The following is a 14,940-nucleotide window of genomic DNA, read 5'->3' on the forward strand; positions in this document are numbered from 1 at the left end:
ATATCAATATTCAAAATACTATGTTGATTATTTTATACATAAAAAAGATGTAGCAGATTTTTATTACAAAATCTTGCCACATCCCTTTTTATGTTTGAGTATTTTTTATTATCTTATATATGATTCGCTACTTCAAATGCATCCCAAATAGCATACATTATATTTGAAACCTTACGTGCATCTCCTAGTAAATAAATATCTGCTATATCGAATTCTAATTCTTTATATAGAGTATTTTCTTCTTTATACCCTACAGAAAGGATTACTGAATCACACTTAATGTTTTCAATACCATTTTCTGTTTCCATTTCAAGTATTCCATCTTTATATGCTTTAACCTTTGAATTTGTTTTAACTTCTATGTTATTAAATGGAATTAATTTTTCAAGCATTTCACTATTAGCTGAACATAAAGGTCCATTTAAAGCAAGTATTTTGTGTAAAGCTTCTACAATTGTTACCTTCTTACCTTGCTTTGCTAAATGAAGTGCTGTTTCACATCCTACAAGTCCACCACCTACAACAATTGTTGTATCTTTAGGATCTTTAACATCTGTTAAAACATCTGCTGCTGTAAATACATTTTCATCATCTCCAAGTGAAAATACCTTTGGAGTTGAACCTGTTGCAATTATTACGCTATCAGCATTAAATTCTAATATTTGTTTTTTAGTTACTTCACTATTTAAATGTACTTCAACATTTAATTCTTCTAAAGTTTGTGCATACCAATCAGCTAGAGCTATATCATCTTCTTTAAAGTCTGGAACTCCACCAGGAATTAGATTTCCTCCTATTCTTGATGATTTTTCAAATAACACTGGTTCATGTCCTCTTAATGCTAGAACTCTTGCAGCTTCGCAACCAGCTACACCTCCACCAACTATTAATACCTTTTTCTTCTTTAAAATAGGTGTTAATGAGTTTACTTTTTCTTTACAAGCTTGTGGGTTTACTGCACAGTTAAGCATAGAGAAATGCTGAAGACGGCCCATACATCCTTCTTGACAAGATATACATGGTCTAATTGATTTACATCTATTGCTTCTTAATTTATTTACATAATCAGGATCTGCAAGTAATGGTCTTCCTAAACTTATCATATCGCATGTCCCATTTTCCACAGCTTCTAAAGCCATATCAGGATCATCCATTCTACCTGCACAAATAACTGGTACATCTACGGTTTCTTTCATAAGTTTAGCATAAGGTCTGTATAAACCTTTTTCTTGATACATTGGAGGATGACTCCACCACCATGAATCATAGGATCCAACATCTGTGTCTAAAGCGTCATATCCATACTTAACTAATAATTTAGCTGCTTCTATACCTTCTTCTAAATCTCTACCCTTTTCTACAAATTCTTCACCTGGTAAAGCTCCATCTCTAAAATCTTTTATAAAACTTTTTGGTGAATATCTTAATGTAACAGGGAAATCTTGTCCACATCTTTCTTTTATCTCTTCAACTATTTCACGAGCAAAACGAAGTCTATTTTCTAAAGTTCCACCATATTCATCAGTTCTTTGATTGAAAAGTGCAATTGCAAATTGATCTATTAAATAACCTTCATGAACAGCATGAATTTGAACTCCATCAAATCCTGCTCTTTTTGCATTAAATGCTCCATCACCAAACTTTTTAACTATAGATTTTATTTCTTCTATAGTAAGTTCACGACATGTTTTATCAAGCCATCTATGTTGTATTGGAGATGGTGCTACTGGTGGAAACTCACCTAAATTTGTTGGTATAGTAACTCTTCCAAATCCACCTGACATTTGTAAAAATACTTTTGAATTATATGCATGTATTCTTTCTGTCATTTCTTTTCCTGTTCTAACAAATTGAACTGGATTATGTGTTGGACATGGAACATTTGGCATACCATGTTCTTCTATTTCATTATCAACAAAAGTTACACCTGTAATTATTAAACCAGTGCCTCCTTTTGCTCTTTCAGTATAGTAGTCTATACCTCTTTGATTGAATCCACCTTCACTATCTGCAAGCCCTAATGGCCCCATTGGTGCTAATGCAAAACGATTTTTAATTTCACAGCTACCAATTTTTACTGATTCAAATAACTTTTTATACTTATTCATCTTTTGCCCTCCTAAAATTAGACCTCAATGGTTAATTATAATTAGTTAAACTTTTCACATTGATTATATTATTAATTTATTTGTTATGTCAATACTTACATGTTTTATTTTAGTGTGCATCTTGTGTTTACTTTTTTTTTAATCGTGTTAAAATATTAGCTAGAAGGAGTGAAATTTTACATATGAGGACTTTAAAATATGCTATATTAGGATTAGTAAACAGAAAACCCTTAACAGGTTATGACATAACTAAAGAATTTAATGAAGGTCTTGTTAACTTTTGGTATGCAAAACATAGTCAAATTTATCCTGAACTAAGAAAGTTAACTGATGAAGGACTTATTTCATATGAAACTGTTATTCAAGGAGAAAAATTAGAAAAGAAACTTTATAATATTACAAAAGAAGGAAAAAGCGCTCTTAAGAATTGGTTATCTAAAGATGAACCTCTAGAGCCAACCCCTAAAGATATCTTTAGACTTAAGGCTTATTTTTGTGATGAAATAGATAGAAAAACCGTACTTAACTTATTCTTTAGCCAATTAGAAAAACGTAAAGAAAAACTTCAAATTCTAGAACAATATATCATCAACCTTTCTGATATTGATGAAATATCTTCACCTAAATTTGGAGATTATATAGTTTTAAAGGGTGCTATTCTTAGAGAAAAATCTTATATTGAATGGCTTGAATTTTGTATAAATAAAATAGAAAATTCTAAGAAAAATATATAAGTTTTTTACAATTATTTATGTACAATTTAATTTAATCCCCATACTTTGTAGTCAATTATTAAAAATTAACCATAATAATTTTTTATTTTAATTATTATGGTTAATTTTGCTTTGATGTACAAATATATCATAATATTTTCGTATATTAAGGCCTTGTACAATTAATAAATAATACTATATATATCGTTTCTATTCTATTATTCAAGAATTTAATTGAATTTTTTATGTTTGCTAGATAATATGCTTTTCACAACTAATACACAAGCAAGAACAACAACTGAAATTAATGCAGTAAATCCCCCAGATGCAACATTTAGATAATATGAAATGAACAATCCCAACATTATATCTATTATGCTAAAAATAATAGAGAATATCAATGTTGTTTTAAATCCTTTTCTAAGTTGTAAAGCTGTAGCAACAGGGAGTGCAATCATAGAACTTAACACTAACACTCCTACTATTCTTATTGATACCGATATTGTTGATGCTACAAGAATAGAAAACACATAATTAATTAATTTCACTCTTACTCCAGCTATTTTAGCCGCTTCTTCATCATATGATATGTAAATTAATTGATTATATAAAAATATAAGAGTCAAAACAGAAATCACACTTAAAACAAAAACCATAATCATATCAAATTTTGTTACTGTTAGTATACTTCCAAACATAAATGAATCTGCATTTGCATGAAGTTTTCCTGAACTGATAATTGTAATTGCAGTTCCTACACTTAAAGAAAGAACAATTGTAAGAATTAGATCAGCATATTTCTTAAAATAGCTTTGTAAAAATTCAATTATAGCTCCACATATAGATGTAAATACAAATGCACCCAGTACAGGACTCTGATTGGCCATTAGACTAATTGTAATCCCTGCAAGAGAAGCATGAGATAATGTATCTCCTATCATAGAGTATCGACGAAGAACCAAGAAAATGCCAATACATGGACATAAAATTGAAATAAACACTGAAACAAAAATTGCATTCTGCATAAAAGTATAATTAAACAATCATATCACCCCTTATATTATTTCTTAAATATTTATCAAAATATTTCTGAGGAGTACAAAGATATCCTCTTCCACCAATAAGATGATATATAAGTGTTGAATTTGAAATAGCTGCATTTAAATTATGTTCAACAGAAACTATTGTAATTCCATTTTCTTTATTTATTTTTTTTAGGAATCCATAAATTTCATCTTGACTGTTAATATCAACTCCAGTAGAAGGTTCATCAAGAATCAATAAATCTGGGTTTCCCATCAATGCTCTTGCAATTAGTATTTTTTGACTTTGTCCACCAGACAAAGTTCCCATCAAGGAATTTGTATAATCAGTCATTCCAACTTTTTTAAGATTTTCTATAATCGCATCTTTATCTTTTATTTTTAAAAGCTTTCTATAAGAATTAAGCATTTCGTAAACTGTAATTGGAAAATCAGAATTAGAAAAATCATTTTTTTGAGGCACATATCCAATTCTCTTTGCATTAGATATAATTCTTCCTTTTGTTGTTTTTATAAATTTTAATATTAACCTCATAAAAGTACTTTTCCCACAACCATTTTCACCCAATACTGATATATACTCTCCATCTTGTATTTCCAGATTAATTTCATCTAATAAATATGGTGACATTCCAGTATATGAAAAGAATAAATTTTCTGCTTTTATCATAATAAACACCCTTTCTAATTATAAAACATCATTCTTGACAAATATATCCACATGTTCTATTATATATTTTAAATGCAAACGGTATGCATTTGCAAGTATAATTTAGGAGGTTTATAAAATGTTTAAAAGATTAAGTGCTTTATTATTATTATTTCTAATTGTAATCATGAATTTTTCAGGATGTGGTAATAATAATGTAAGTAAAACTAAAGGAGAAAAGTTAAAAGTTTCTGTTACTTTTAATGCAATGAAAGAATTTGTTGATGCTGTTGGAAAGGATAAAGTAGATATTTCAACAATTATTCCAGATGGCACAGAACCCCATGACTTTGAACCAAAGTCACAGGATCTTGTTAATCTTAGTACAGCTAAAATTTTTGTATATAGCGGTTTAGGAATGGAATCTTGGGCTGATGATGCTATTAAATCTGCAAATAATAAAAATCTGATTGCAGTAGAAGCATCAAACGGTGTTAATGCAATAGCTAATACTAATGCTGAGGAAATTAAAGAACATGGACAGTATGATCCTCATATCTGGCTTAGTCTTAAAGGTGCTGAAACTGAAGTTAAAAACATAAAAGATGCACTTGTTAAAGCTGATCCATCAAATAAAGATTATTATGAAAATAATTGTACTGAGTTTGTCTCCAAACTGGATAGTCTTTATAATGAATATAAAGAAAAATTTAACTCTGTGAAAAAGAAAGGTATTGTAACTGGACATGCTGCTTTTGCTTACTTATGTCAGGATTTTGATTTAACTCAAAATAGTGTTGAAGATGTTTTTGCAGAAGGAGAACCTAGTGCTCAACAATTAAGCGATCTTGTAAAATACTGCAAAGAAAATAAAGTTTCAACAATTTTTGCTGAAGAAATGGCAAGTCCTGAAGTTTCTAAAACATTAGCTAATGAAGTTGGGTCAAAAGTAGATACAATTTATACTATTGAAGGCAATGAGGATAATAAGACATATATCGAACGTGTAAAAGAAAACCTCTATAAGATTTATGATTCTTTGATAAAATAATTCGTTCATATTTCAGTTATATACTAAAAATAAGCCATCCTTCTACACAAATTATTTAAAACAATTTATATAGAAGGATGATTTATCTATTCTTATTTTTTTATTTCAATTTTGAAATTATATATTTAATTGCTATATAGCATCTCTATATGTGGAATTCCATCTTCTAAATACTTATCACTTGTTTGTTTAAATCCCAAATTTCCATAAAAGTTTATCAAGTGAGCTTGAGCTGAAATTCTAATTTCCGTTTCATTTAATTCTTTTTCAATAAACTGAATGGCTCTTTTTAACATATCACTTGCTATAGAGTGTCCCCTATAAGATTTTTTTACTACAACTCTCCCAATAGACATTTCTTTATAAGAAATATTTTTTGGCAAAATTCTTAAATAAGCTATAATTTGTCCATTATTTTTTAAATATAAGTGATATGATTTTTCATCTTTTCCATCACAATCTTCATAAATACATTCTTGTTCTATTACAAATACTTCACTTCTTAGTCTTAAAATTTTATACATATCTTCACTATTTAATTCTTTAAACTTTTTTAAAATCCAATCCATTAAAATTTCCTCCATTAGTAAAGCTTATAACTTTTATTATATTCCATAAAAATACACAAAGCAATTGAATTAGCAACACTTACCATATTGTTATACACATGGAAGCATCTCTATTAATCAAGAATAAAGTTTCCCTTTAAAATTTGTTATCATTTCAGGTATTGGTAATACTGCTGCTGCACTTATTACACTGCATACTGCTAAAGCTGAAAATAATAATGCAAATCCACCTATTCCTATAAGAGTTGGGGCAAAGGCTGGTACTATTGAGTTTGGTAAATTCCCTGCTGTATTAACTATACTCATATCCTTTGCTACTTCTTGCATGTTTGGTAAAATACGCATTGTTAATGCCATATCTACTGCTAAATATGCAGAATATCCCGAACTAATAAATATACAAGCTATTATAGCCATTACTATTGAATTAGCTAAAACTAATAATATTAATCCTAATGCTACAATAAACCCACTAGCTATTAAAATTGGCTTTTGCTTCTTAAACTTATCTGAAATGCTTCCAGCTATTATACTAGCTACTGCACCAACAACTGAACCTATAATTCCATTTATGAAAACTAATTGTGTAACTTCATTTTGTGGAATGTTAAAATGCATTACAAAATACAATGTCATATAAGTTTGAGATGCATAAGAAATAGCCATGAAAAAACGTGTAGCCACTCCCCATGAGAATTCTGGGTATTTTTTCAAACTTGGATAAAATGAAATTTTGTCCTTTTTTATTTTATTATTAGTGGTCTTTTTTTCTGCTGGAGTATCTTTTATAATTGTACAGCAGATAACAGAAGTAATTACATAAATCACAGCTAGAACATTAAACTTTGTTGAAATACTTGAATTATTTATAAATGTCATAATACCAATGCCAATTTGTATTCCTACTGGTGCAAAAATACCTAGCAAACCACCAGCTGTGCCTCTCTTTTCGTTTTCACATTGATCTGCCAATGCTCCATTAAGAGCTGAATACATAAAATTAAATCCAATACAACATACAACCCATAATAAAACAATTACTTTAACTGAAGTTGAATATCCAATAACACATAAACCAACTGAACCTATTAATGATCCTAATATAATCCACGTTTTACGTTTACCAAATTTAATACATGTCTTGTCACTTATCATTCCTCCAATATATCCTGCAATTAGAGTAGCAATCCCTCCAATTGCAGCTGTTAAACTAAAATTAATTGTTGCATCTTGTGGGGTTAATTCTAAAAACTTAAGTGTTAAAAGTAAAGCTGTAGGTACTATAGATGCTATATAAAATCCAACATTTCCAATAATCAAACCTGTCATTAATTTTTTAAATGATGTGCATATTTCATTATTCATTTTATTTCTCTCCTTTTAATCCATCTTAATTTTTTGATATTCTTTATATAGCGAGAATAAATTGACCACATATTATAAATCATATTAAGCTTCATATTAATCTATATACTTTTAAAAACGCTGCATTTATTTAACCTTTACTTCACGAAGTTATCTTTTCATATCAATTTTATATGAACCTGATTCAAACACCTTATTTTTTTCATTTGATAATTTTACAAGTATAGTTGCTCCTATTGGAACAACTATACTAAGTTCACTTTTATCTTCTCTAAAATCCCAATTAACTTCTATTGTTCCGTAAATAGATTCATATGATAAGTTACAATATTCAAAGGGTGATTCTAAATCTATATCAACCATATATTTTCCACTTTCTTGCAGCTTTACTAAACCTCCAATTTTACGAACTATGTAATCTTGAACACTACCTAATGAATAATGATTATATGATATTATACTTTTATTTCCATCAGGTTTAATTGCATCCCAACACTCCCATATAGTTGTTGCTCCTTGTTTTACCATGTATAGCCATGATGGACATTCTTCTTGAAATAGAAGTTTATATGCTAAATCCTTCTCACCATAATTTGTTAATACATCTAACAAAATAGGAGTTCCTAGAAATCCTGTATCTAACTTATTTCCATTTTCTTTGATTTTGAATGTTAATCTATCAATAAATTTCTTATTAACTTCATCACTTCCCATATTAAAATGAGCTGCTAATGCATATAGTCCTTGTAAATCATTTGAAATTTTACCTTCAGAATCTACAAAAACTTCATTAAATGAATATTTCACTTTATTTGATAAATCAGCATAATACTCTTTATCAGTTTTTTTCCCAAGTATCCCTGCAATTTTAGATAAAAGTTCTGATGAATAAGCATAATACATTGTTGCAACTTGTTCAGCTGTTAATTGTGAAGAAAGCATAGGATCAATACTACCATCTTCTTTTGTACAGCTTGGAGTCATCCAATCCCCATAATGAAAATCCATATTCCATATATATTTTTCATATTCTTTTGATTCTTGTAACACATTAGACATACATCTCTCCTTGACATAATTAATCCATTTTTTCATCATTTCATAATTATCTTTAAGATAATTAATATCATCATATTGAATATAAAGATGCCAAGGTATTATTATACATGCATCTGCCCATCCAGCTGTGCTGATGTTTCCAAAAGAATTTGAAAGCATATTATCTGATTCAATCCACGGTATTAACCCTGGAATCTGCCCATTTTCATATTGATCAACTCTCATATTTTCAAGCCAACGTCTCATAAAGTTATCTATTTTCATATTAAAAATTGCTGTTGGTGTATAAATTTGAGCATCACCTGTCCAACCACCCTTTTCTCTTTGAGGACAATCTGTAGGTACTGAAATAAAGTTACTTTCCTGTGAATGATATATATTTTCAATTAACCTATTAATCTTTGAATTTGAAGTTTCTATATTGCCAGTTCTTTTACAATTTGTAGATAATACATATGCAGTAAAATTATCTTTATTTATTTCTCCTGGATACCCTGTAACCTTGACATATCTAAATCCTTGGTAGGTAAACTTAGGAATGAATACTTCTTCTTCATTTCCTTTTAGAACAAATGTATTTGTTTGAAATTTGTTTTGTCCCATATTATTAACAAAAAAATTTCCTTCTAAGTCCAATTCTTCTGTATGTTGTAATTGAACAACATCCCCTTTTTGGCCTTTTACTTTAATTTCAACAATACCAGCTAAGTTTCTTCCAAAATCAATTACTTTTTCGCCTTTTTGTGTTGTAATTATATCTACAGCTTTAATTTTTTCTATACATTTAATTGGATCAGCTAAATCAGACTTCAATTGCTTATATCCGTAATCGGTTTCAATGATTCCATAAAAAAATTTCTCTTTTTCTATATGATTTTGCTTTTCTCCAATAAATAAATCTGAGTACTCTATGTCTCCTGTATGAGCTACAAAAGATTTATCTGTTCCAATTATCAATTTTTCTCCATCCACATATTCCACTTCAATTTGCGCCAATAAAGCAAGTTTCTTACCAAATTGATGACCTATCCCAGCTAGTCCAATTTTACTTCTATACCATCCATCAGCAACAATTATTTCTATTCTGTTTACTTCATTTCTTATCTGATTTGTAATATCATAAGTTTGATAATATTGTAATTTGGGATATGAAGTAAAACCAGGTGCTAGATAATCATCTCCAACTTTTTTTTCATTTAGGTTAACCTCATATACTCCATGAGCAGTAGAATACAACCTTGCTTTTTTTACTTTTTTATCCTTTATAATAAATTCTTTTGAAAATGATATAGGTGGATCTAACTTTATATTTTCAATTTCTTTTGGATCTGGATGATAAGAAAATATTCGCTTTATGTTAAATTTTTCCTTTATAGATTTAGTTTCAATATCTGCTTCAATCCACTTTCCAATCCAATCCTCTTTATTTTTCAAGCCAATTTCAAAACTATTAAAGTTGCTTTCTGATACTTCATTATAATTATTCCATACACTTACTTTCCAATAGTATTCTTTTCTACTTTCAAGATTTGGTCCTTCATATAGAACATTTGTTGAATTTTTACTAATAATTTTACCCGTTTCCCAAATAATTTTCTCTTTATTATTAACTAATTTTAATTGATAAGCTTTTTGGACTACATTATTTTTATCACTTTCCATTTGCCATGCAAAATATATTTTTTCACTATCAATTACATTATTTTTTTCATTGCTATTTGTAAAACATTTTTTTATTAAAAACAAACCATTCACCTCTTTATACTTTTTTATTTAGACATGTTATAATTATATTGGAAAGTTAAAATAGAGTATTTGTTTTTATCTAATCAAATATTGTTTTTATTTAACCGATTACACAAAACGCACTTTTTATTATTTAAATTTTAATTAGATGTAATCTTAAACATGGAGGTTTATTATGAATAATGATACCGAAATATTGCTTAATAAAAAAATACATACTTATATGAGAAATTTATCCAAATATTTCGATTCTAATATAAATAATTTAGATTCTTATACTACCTTAAATGAGTCAATCTTTAACTTTAATCCAACTGGAGATATTGCAATAAACTTACATAGTAAACATGGAAACAGTCTATTTCATAAGCATGATTTTTTTGAATTGATATATATTTATTCTGGGCAGTGTACTCAAAAAATTGATAACAAAGAAATGATTTTATCTAAAGGGCATTTATGCTTAGTTAATTCTAAAGCATATCATTCTATTATTACTGAAAATGATGAAGATAATATTATATTTAACTTTATGTTTAAAAAATCTTTTTTTTCACGTTATTTTCTAACTCTTATTGGGGAAAATGATACTTTATCATCTTTTTTAATTAATTATTTGTTTGATGAAAGCAGTCAAGATACATATTTAATATTTAATATTAACCATTCAAATAGAATAGACGAAATTATTTTATCAATAATTAATGAGTTTATAGATGAACGTCTTGGATTTAGAAGCATATTGGAAAGTCTATATGTTATTTTATTTATAGAAATTTCAAGAAATAATACTATAAAACCTAGCAATATTCTTAATCCAAATAAAAATTTCTCTAAAATTAACGAAATTATTAATTATATTGAAAATAATTTTGCTACCACAAGCTTAAAAAAAACTGCTGCACATTTTCATTATCATCCAAACTATCTCTCAAAAGAAATAAAAAAGAATACAAATAAGACTTATTCAGAAATTCTACAAAACATTAAACTAAAACAAGCATGTTTTTATTTATCAAAAACAAATCTTTCTGTACAAGAAATTGTAGAAAAAGTAGGATATTCTGAATTAAGTCATTTTTATCATATATTTAAAAAAAATTTTACCGTTACTCCATATGAATATAGAAGCCAGTTTCTAAATAATTTTGAAACTAATTCTTATTAAAAGTGCATATTACTTCAGTAACATCATTGTTAAATTATTCAATAAAAAATACTACCAGAATAACTAGTAGTATTTTAATCTATAAATTTAAAGATCTAAGCTTATGAACCATCTCAATTTGCCTGCTATACATATCTTCTCTCTCATTTACATATATTCTTTTTAATTCAGAATCTTTTTCTGCATTTATTTTCTCATCCATCTTTTGTATAAGTTCACCCATACGAAAAAGATGTAATGCTAGTTCTAAAGCATTTTTTTCTTTATTCATTCTTAAAACACTGCCTCCTTAGAGTTGATTTAAAATATTTGATTTTTTCATAAGATATTTAACTGGGATTTTTCCAAGTAAGATTATCATTAAGTTTACTACAATTACCATTGTATATATTACTCTAGCACTAATATTATCTCCTACAGCTAATAAACCTAATAAAGATATTCCTAAAATCCCACAAGCTATGCATTGTAAAAATTTCACAAAGTTAAGTACTGCAGTTAATTCTATCCTATCTTTACTGCTGCTCTTTTTTCTTCTATCTCTTGAACGCAATGACATGCTACATAACCTCCTTTATACTTCTCTAAAATTGGTTCTTCCTTTTCACATTTATCTGTATAATAAGGGCATCTTGTATGAAACTTACAGCCTGATGGTGGATTAACTATGCTTGGCATATCTAAAGTTCTTAGTGGTAAAGTTTTTGAACCACCATCTCTTCTTGCTCCAACTGTTTGTGGCACTGCTGCAAGCAAAGCATGGAAATATGGATGTTTAGGATTGTCTATAGCATCATATATGTTATTAAGCTCTATTATTTTTCCAAGATACATTACAACAAGTCGTCCATTTTTAGCTATATATCTTGCTGTAGCCAAATCATGGGTTATATATATAAATGAAATATTAAATTTCTTATTCATTTTAGTCATGAGGTCAATAAGCGAAATTCTAAGAGAAACATCAACCATAGATACTGGTTCATCTGCTACAATTAATTTTGGTTTAACTGATAAAGCTCTTGCTAATAATATCCTTTGTCTTTGTCCACCACTTAATTGATGAGGATATTTATATAAAAACTGTTCTTGAGGAACTAGTCCAACTTCTTCAAAATACTCTTTTAATAATTTTTCTGCTTCTTCTTTATTTTTAACTATTTTATGTTGTAGTAGTGGCATAGATAATGATTGAAAAATAGTTCTATTAGGATTTAAAGCTGCAAATGAATCTTGGTGTACCATTTGAACCCCTAACCTATAGTCCTTAAACTCTCCTTTCTTTATTTTTTTAATATCTTTTCCCTTATAAACTATCCTCCCTTTAGTTGGGGTATGAATTCCTACAATCATTTTTCCTAAAGTAGTTTTCCCACATCCACTTTCTCCAACTACAGCTACAATTTCTCCTTCTTCAATTGACAAATTAATATCTGATAAAACTTGTACCTTTTGTTTTTTATTTACTCTATTATCAAATTCAATACTAGCATTATCTACTTCTAGCAAACTCATTTTATGCACCTTCCTTTGCTATTACTATTTTTTTAGATTCAGCATATTTATAACATCTAGTACATTTACTATTTCCAACCTTGTATAATATCTCTGTCTTCTCTTTATCCCCTTTGCATTCATCATTTAAAAACATAGGACAACGTGGTGAAAACTTACATTCTTGAAATTCTTGTATAAGATTTGGAGGTGAACCCGGAATAGCTTTACGCTGAGTTATGTCATCATGTAATGTTGGAATTGCATTAAGTAATCCTTTTGTATATGGATGAGAAGGCTCTTCAAATACATCCTTAACATCTCCATACTCAACTAATTCACCAGCATACATTACAGCAATCCTATCTATTATTCCTGAAATTACTGAAATATCATGTGTCAAAAATATTAATGTTACCTCAAGATCATCATGAATTTGCTTTAAAATATCCAATATATACCATTGAGTTATTACATCAAGAGCTGTTGTTGGTTCATCTAACAAAATTACTTTTGGATCTAAAATAAGACTTAAGGCTATTAAAACTCTTTGTTTCATCCCTCCACTTAACTGATGTGGATAATATTCTAATGCACTTTTATCAAGTCTTACATATTCTAAAACCTTTTCTGCTTTCCTCATTATTTCCTCATTATTTATTTCATTAGTATGGGCATAAACAGTTTCAAAAAAATGTTCTTTAATTTTAAGCACTGGATTTAATGCATTTTGTGCTGCTTGAAACACTGTTGCTATTTCACTCCATCTATGTTTATTTAATTCCTCTTTACTTAATTCTAATAGATTAATTTTTTTATCATCTTCTAGATAATAGTTAACCTCTCCAGAAGATATTTTTCCTGGAGCCTGTACTAAATTCAAAATTCCAGAGGCCAAAGTAGATTTACCACTTCCACTTTCGCCTATTATTCCCACTATTTCACCTTTATATATAGTGAATGAAACATCATCACAAGCCCTTAGCCTACCATTATTAATCATGAAATCTATAGTTAGATTTTTTACTTCTATTAATGGTTTCATATTTCTTCCTCCTTATTTACGTAATCTTGGATTCATTGCTTCATCTAAGCCATTAGCAAATAAATAGCATCCTACTTGAAATAAAACAATTCCTGTTATAGGAGTTAAAAAATATACAATTGGCCCAACTCCACCATAAGCCACTGCTGATTGTGACATAGCCATTTGAATCATCATACCCCAATGACTTCCTTCAAAAGGTACAAGTCCTAAAACCATTAACCCTACAGATGTGATTATTGCAACTTTCATAATAGCTATAAAATTAATTGCTATAAATGAAGTTATATTTGGAATTATATCTTTTACAATTATATTAAAATTGCTTATCCCCATTATTTTGCTTGATTCTATAAAATCCTTATTTCGTATAACTAGAACTTGAGATCGTATAGCCTTTGCAAGTCCAGCCCAAGACCATAAACTTAATACTAATCCAAATAAAATGCTATTATTTACATTAATAATCATAGAAAGTACCATTGTTACTGGGAAGCTTGGCATAGTTAATACAATATTAGTAATCATCATTAAAACTTCATCTGTTTTACCACCAATTAACCCAGATGTAATTCCCATTGCACAAGCAATTACTATAGAAAAGAATGCTGCATAAAATGCAACTAATAGAACAGATCTTGATCCTACTATAAACTGTGCTAATATATCTCTTCCTGCATAATCAGTTCCTAATAAATGATCTGCTGATGGTGCTAATAACCTATCTAAATAATTTGAAGTGGGGTTTTTCACTATTATTGGTCCTAATATAGATAATAGTAAGAAAAATACTAATATTATAAACCCAACTCTAGACATTTTATTCTTCCAGATTACTTGAAAAAATTCCTTAAACCAATTAGAAAGTGTACCTTCTTTGGAAAAGGCATTAATTTTAGTCTTATTGTTTGCACTTAATGAACTACTCAT

Annotated in this window: 14 protein-coding genes; 3 read left to right on the top strand and 11 right to left on the bottom strand. The window is 28.3% G+C overall.

Annotation, left to right across the window (positions count from 1 at the left end; genetic code table 11):
* Positions 1 to 113 precede the first annotated feature (113 nt).
* The gene (locus NNC19_RS03840) at positions 114 to 2,108 is read right to left on the bottom strand and encodes an FAD-dependent oxidoreductase (RefSeq protein ID WP_310937295.1); all 1,995 of its coding nucleotides are present in this window, start codon (positions 2,106 to 2,108) and stop codon (positions 114 to 116) included.
* Positions 2,109 to 2,290: 182 nt separating this feature from the next.
* On the opposite strand from NNC19_RS03840, the gene NNC19_RS03845 reads away from it, so the two are divergent.
* Positions 2,291 to 2,842: a PadR family transcriptional regulator gene (locus tag NNC19_RS03845; RefSeq protein ID WP_310937296.1), complete on the top strand. Its 552-nt coding sequence runs from the start codon at positions 2,291 to 2,293 to the stop codon at positions 2,840 to 2,842.
* Between the two features lie 209 nt (positions 2,843 to 3,051).
* On the opposite strand, the gene NNC19_RS03850 is transcribed toward NNC19_RS03845, so the two are convergent.
* Both NNC19_RS03850 and NNC19_RS03855 read right to left on the bottom strand, forming a co-directional pair.
* The gene (locus NNC19_RS03850; protein ID WP_310937297.1) at positions 3,052 to 3,864 is read right to left on the bottom strand and encodes a metal ABC transporter permease; all 813 of its coding nucleotides are present in this window, start codon (positions 3,862 to 3,864) and stop codon (positions 3,052 to 3,054) included.
* Entirely contained in the window at positions 3,857 to 4,534 is a 678-nt protein-coding gene (locus tag NNC19_RS03855) for a metal ABC transporter ATP-binding protein (RefSeq protein WP_310937298.1), read from the bottom strand. Before NNC19_RS03855 ends, NNC19_RS03850 begins: the two co-directional genes overlap by 8 nt.
* 118 nt (positions 4,535 to 4,652) lie before the next feature.
* On the opposite strand from NNC19_RS03855, the gene NNC19_RS03860 reads away from it, so the two are divergent.
* The gene (locus tag NNC19_RS03860) at positions 4,653 to 5,564 is read left to right on the top strand and encodes a metal ABC transporter solute-binding protein, Zn/Mn family (RefSeq protein WP_310937299.1); all 912 of its coding nucleotides are present in this window, start codon (positions 4,653 to 4,655) and stop codon (positions 5,562 to 5,564) included.
* Positions 5,565 to 5,689: 125 nt separating this feature from the next.
* Here NNC19_RS03860 and NNC19_RS03865 read toward each other — a convergent pair whose 3' ends face one another.
* From NNC19_RS03865 to NNC19_RS03875, 3 genes are all read right to left on the bottom strand, one after another.
* Positions 5,690 to 6,133 carry a GNAT family N-acetyltransferase gene (locus NNC19_RS03865; RefSeq protein ID WP_310937300.1) on the bottom strand — a complete coding sequence of 148 codons (444 nt, stop codon included), beginning with the start codon at positions 6,131 to 6,133 and terminating at the stop codon, positions 5,690 to 5,692.
* 117 nt (positions 6,134 to 6,250) lie between these two features.
* Positions 6,251 to 7,498, bottom strand: coding sequence for an MFS transporter (locus NNC19_RS03870; RefSeq protein WP_310937301.1), 1,248 nt, complete (start codon positions 7,496 to 7,498; stop codon positions 6,251 to 6,253).
* 150 nt (positions 7,499 to 7,648) lie between these two features.
* Positions 7,649 to 10,303 carry a family 78 glycoside hydrolase catalytic domain gene (locus NNC19_RS03875; RefSeq protein ID WP_310937302.1) on the bottom strand — a complete coding sequence of 885 codons (2,655 nt, stop codon included), beginning with the start codon at positions 10,301 to 10,303 and terminating at the stop codon, positions 7,649 to 7,651.
* A gap of 175 nt (positions 10,304 to 10,478) precedes the next feature.
* On the opposite strand from NNC19_RS03875, the gene NNC19_RS03880 reads away from it, so the two are divergent.
* Positions 10,479 to 11,471: an AraC family transcriptional regulator gene (locus NNC19_RS03880; protein ID WP_310937303.1), complete on the top strand. Its 993-nt coding sequence runs from the start codon at positions 10,479 to 10,481 to the stop codon at positions 11,469 to 11,471.
* A gap of 79 nt (positions 11,472 to 11,550) precedes the next feature.
* Here the strand turns inward: NNC19_RS03880 and NNC19_RS03885 are convergent, their stop codons facing one another.
* From NNC19_RS03885 to NNC19_RS03905, 5 genes are read right to left on the bottom strand one after another with little or no spacing between them, the layout of a single operon-like run.
* On the bottom strand, positions 11,551 to 11,742 hold the full coding sequence (locus tag NNC19_RS03885; RefSeq protein ID WP_310937304.1) for a hypothetical protein: 192 nt from the start codon (positions 11,740 to 11,742) through the stop codon (positions 11,551 to 11,553).
* 18 nt (positions 11,743 to 11,760) lie between these two features.
* Positions 11,761 to 12,030: a hypothetical protein gene (locus NNC19_RS03890; RefSeq protein WP_310937305.1), complete on the bottom strand. Its 270-nt coding sequence runs from the start codon at positions 12,028 to 12,030 to the stop codon at positions 11,761 to 11,763.
* The gene (locus NNC19_RS03895; RefSeq protein ID WP_310937306.1) at positions 11,976 to 12,986 is read right to left on the bottom strand and encodes an ABC transporter ATP-binding protein; all 1,011 of its coding nucleotides are present in this window, start codon (positions 12,984 to 12,986) and stop codon (positions 11,976 to 11,978) included. Before NNC19_RS03895 ends, NNC19_RS03890 begins: the two co-directional genes overlap by 55 nt.
* A 1-nt stretch (position 12,987) precedes the next feature.
* Positions 12,988 to 14,010, bottom strand: coding sequence for an ABC transporter ATP-binding protein (locus NNC19_RS03900; protein ID WP_310937307.1), 1,023 nt, complete (start codon positions 14,008 to 14,010; stop codon positions 12,988 to 12,990).
* Positions 14,011 to 14,022: 12 nt separating this feature from the next.
* Positions 14,023 to 14,940, bottom strand: a complete 918-nt coding sequence (locus NNC19_RS03905) for an ABC transporter permease (protein WP_310937308.1) — start codon at positions 14,938 to 14,940, stop codon at positions 14,023 to 14,025.

It is taken from the genome of Clostridium sp. SHJSY1 (assembly GCF_031626875.1).
Lineage (GTDB): Bacteria > Bacillota > Clostridia > Clostridiales > Clostridiaceae > Clostridium.

Bases quoted from the DNA above. Each gene is read 5' to 3' on its own strand.
- NNC19_RS03840 (WP_310937295.1), bottom strand. From the start codon at position 2,108: ATGAATAAGTATAAAAAGTTATTTGAATCAGTAAAAATTGGTAGCTGT.
- NNC19_RS03845 (WP_310937296.1), top strand. From the start codon at position 2,291: ATGAGGACTTTAAAATATGCTATATTAGGATTAGTAAACAGAAAACCC.
- NNC19_RS03855 (WP_310937298.1), bottom strand. From the start codon at position 4,534: ATGATAAAAGCAGAAAATTTATTCTTTTCATATACTGGAATGTCACCA.
- NNC19_RS03860 (WP_310937299.1), top strand. From the start codon at position 4,653: ATGTTTAAAAGATTAAGTGCTTTATTATTATTATTTCTAATTGTAATC.
- NNC19_RS03865 (WP_310937300.1), bottom strand. From the start codon at position 6,133: ATGGATTGGATTTTAAAAAAGTTTAAAGAATTAAATAGTGAAGATATG.
- NNC19_RS03870 (WP_310937301.1), bottom strand. From the start codon at position 7,498: ATGAATAATGAAATATGCACATCATTTAAAAAATTAATGACAGGTTTG.
- NNC19_RS03880 (WP_310937303.1), top strand. From the start codon at position 10,479: ATGAATAATGATACCGAAATATTGCTTAATAAAAAAATACATACTTAT.
- NNC19_RS03885 (WP_310937304.1), bottom strand. From the start codon at position 11,742: ATGAATAAAGAAAAAAATGCTTTAGAACTAGCATTACATCTTTTTCGT.
- NNC19_RS03890 (WP_310937305.1), bottom strand. From the start codon at position 12,030: ATGTCATTGCGTTCAAGAGATAGAAGAAAAAAGAGCAGCAGTAAAGAT.
- NNC19_RS03895 (WP_310937306.1), bottom strand. From the start codon at position 12,986: ATGAGTTTGCTAGAAGTAGATAATGCTAGTATTGAATTTGATAATAGA.
- NNC19_RS03900 (WP_310937307.1), bottom strand. From the start codon at position 14,010: ATGAAACCATTAATAGAAGTAAAAAATCTAACTATAGATTTCATGATT.
- NNC19_RS03905 (WP_310937308.1), bottom strand. From the start codon at position 14,940: ATGAGTAGTTCATTAAGTGCAAACAATAAGACTAAAATTAATGCCTTT.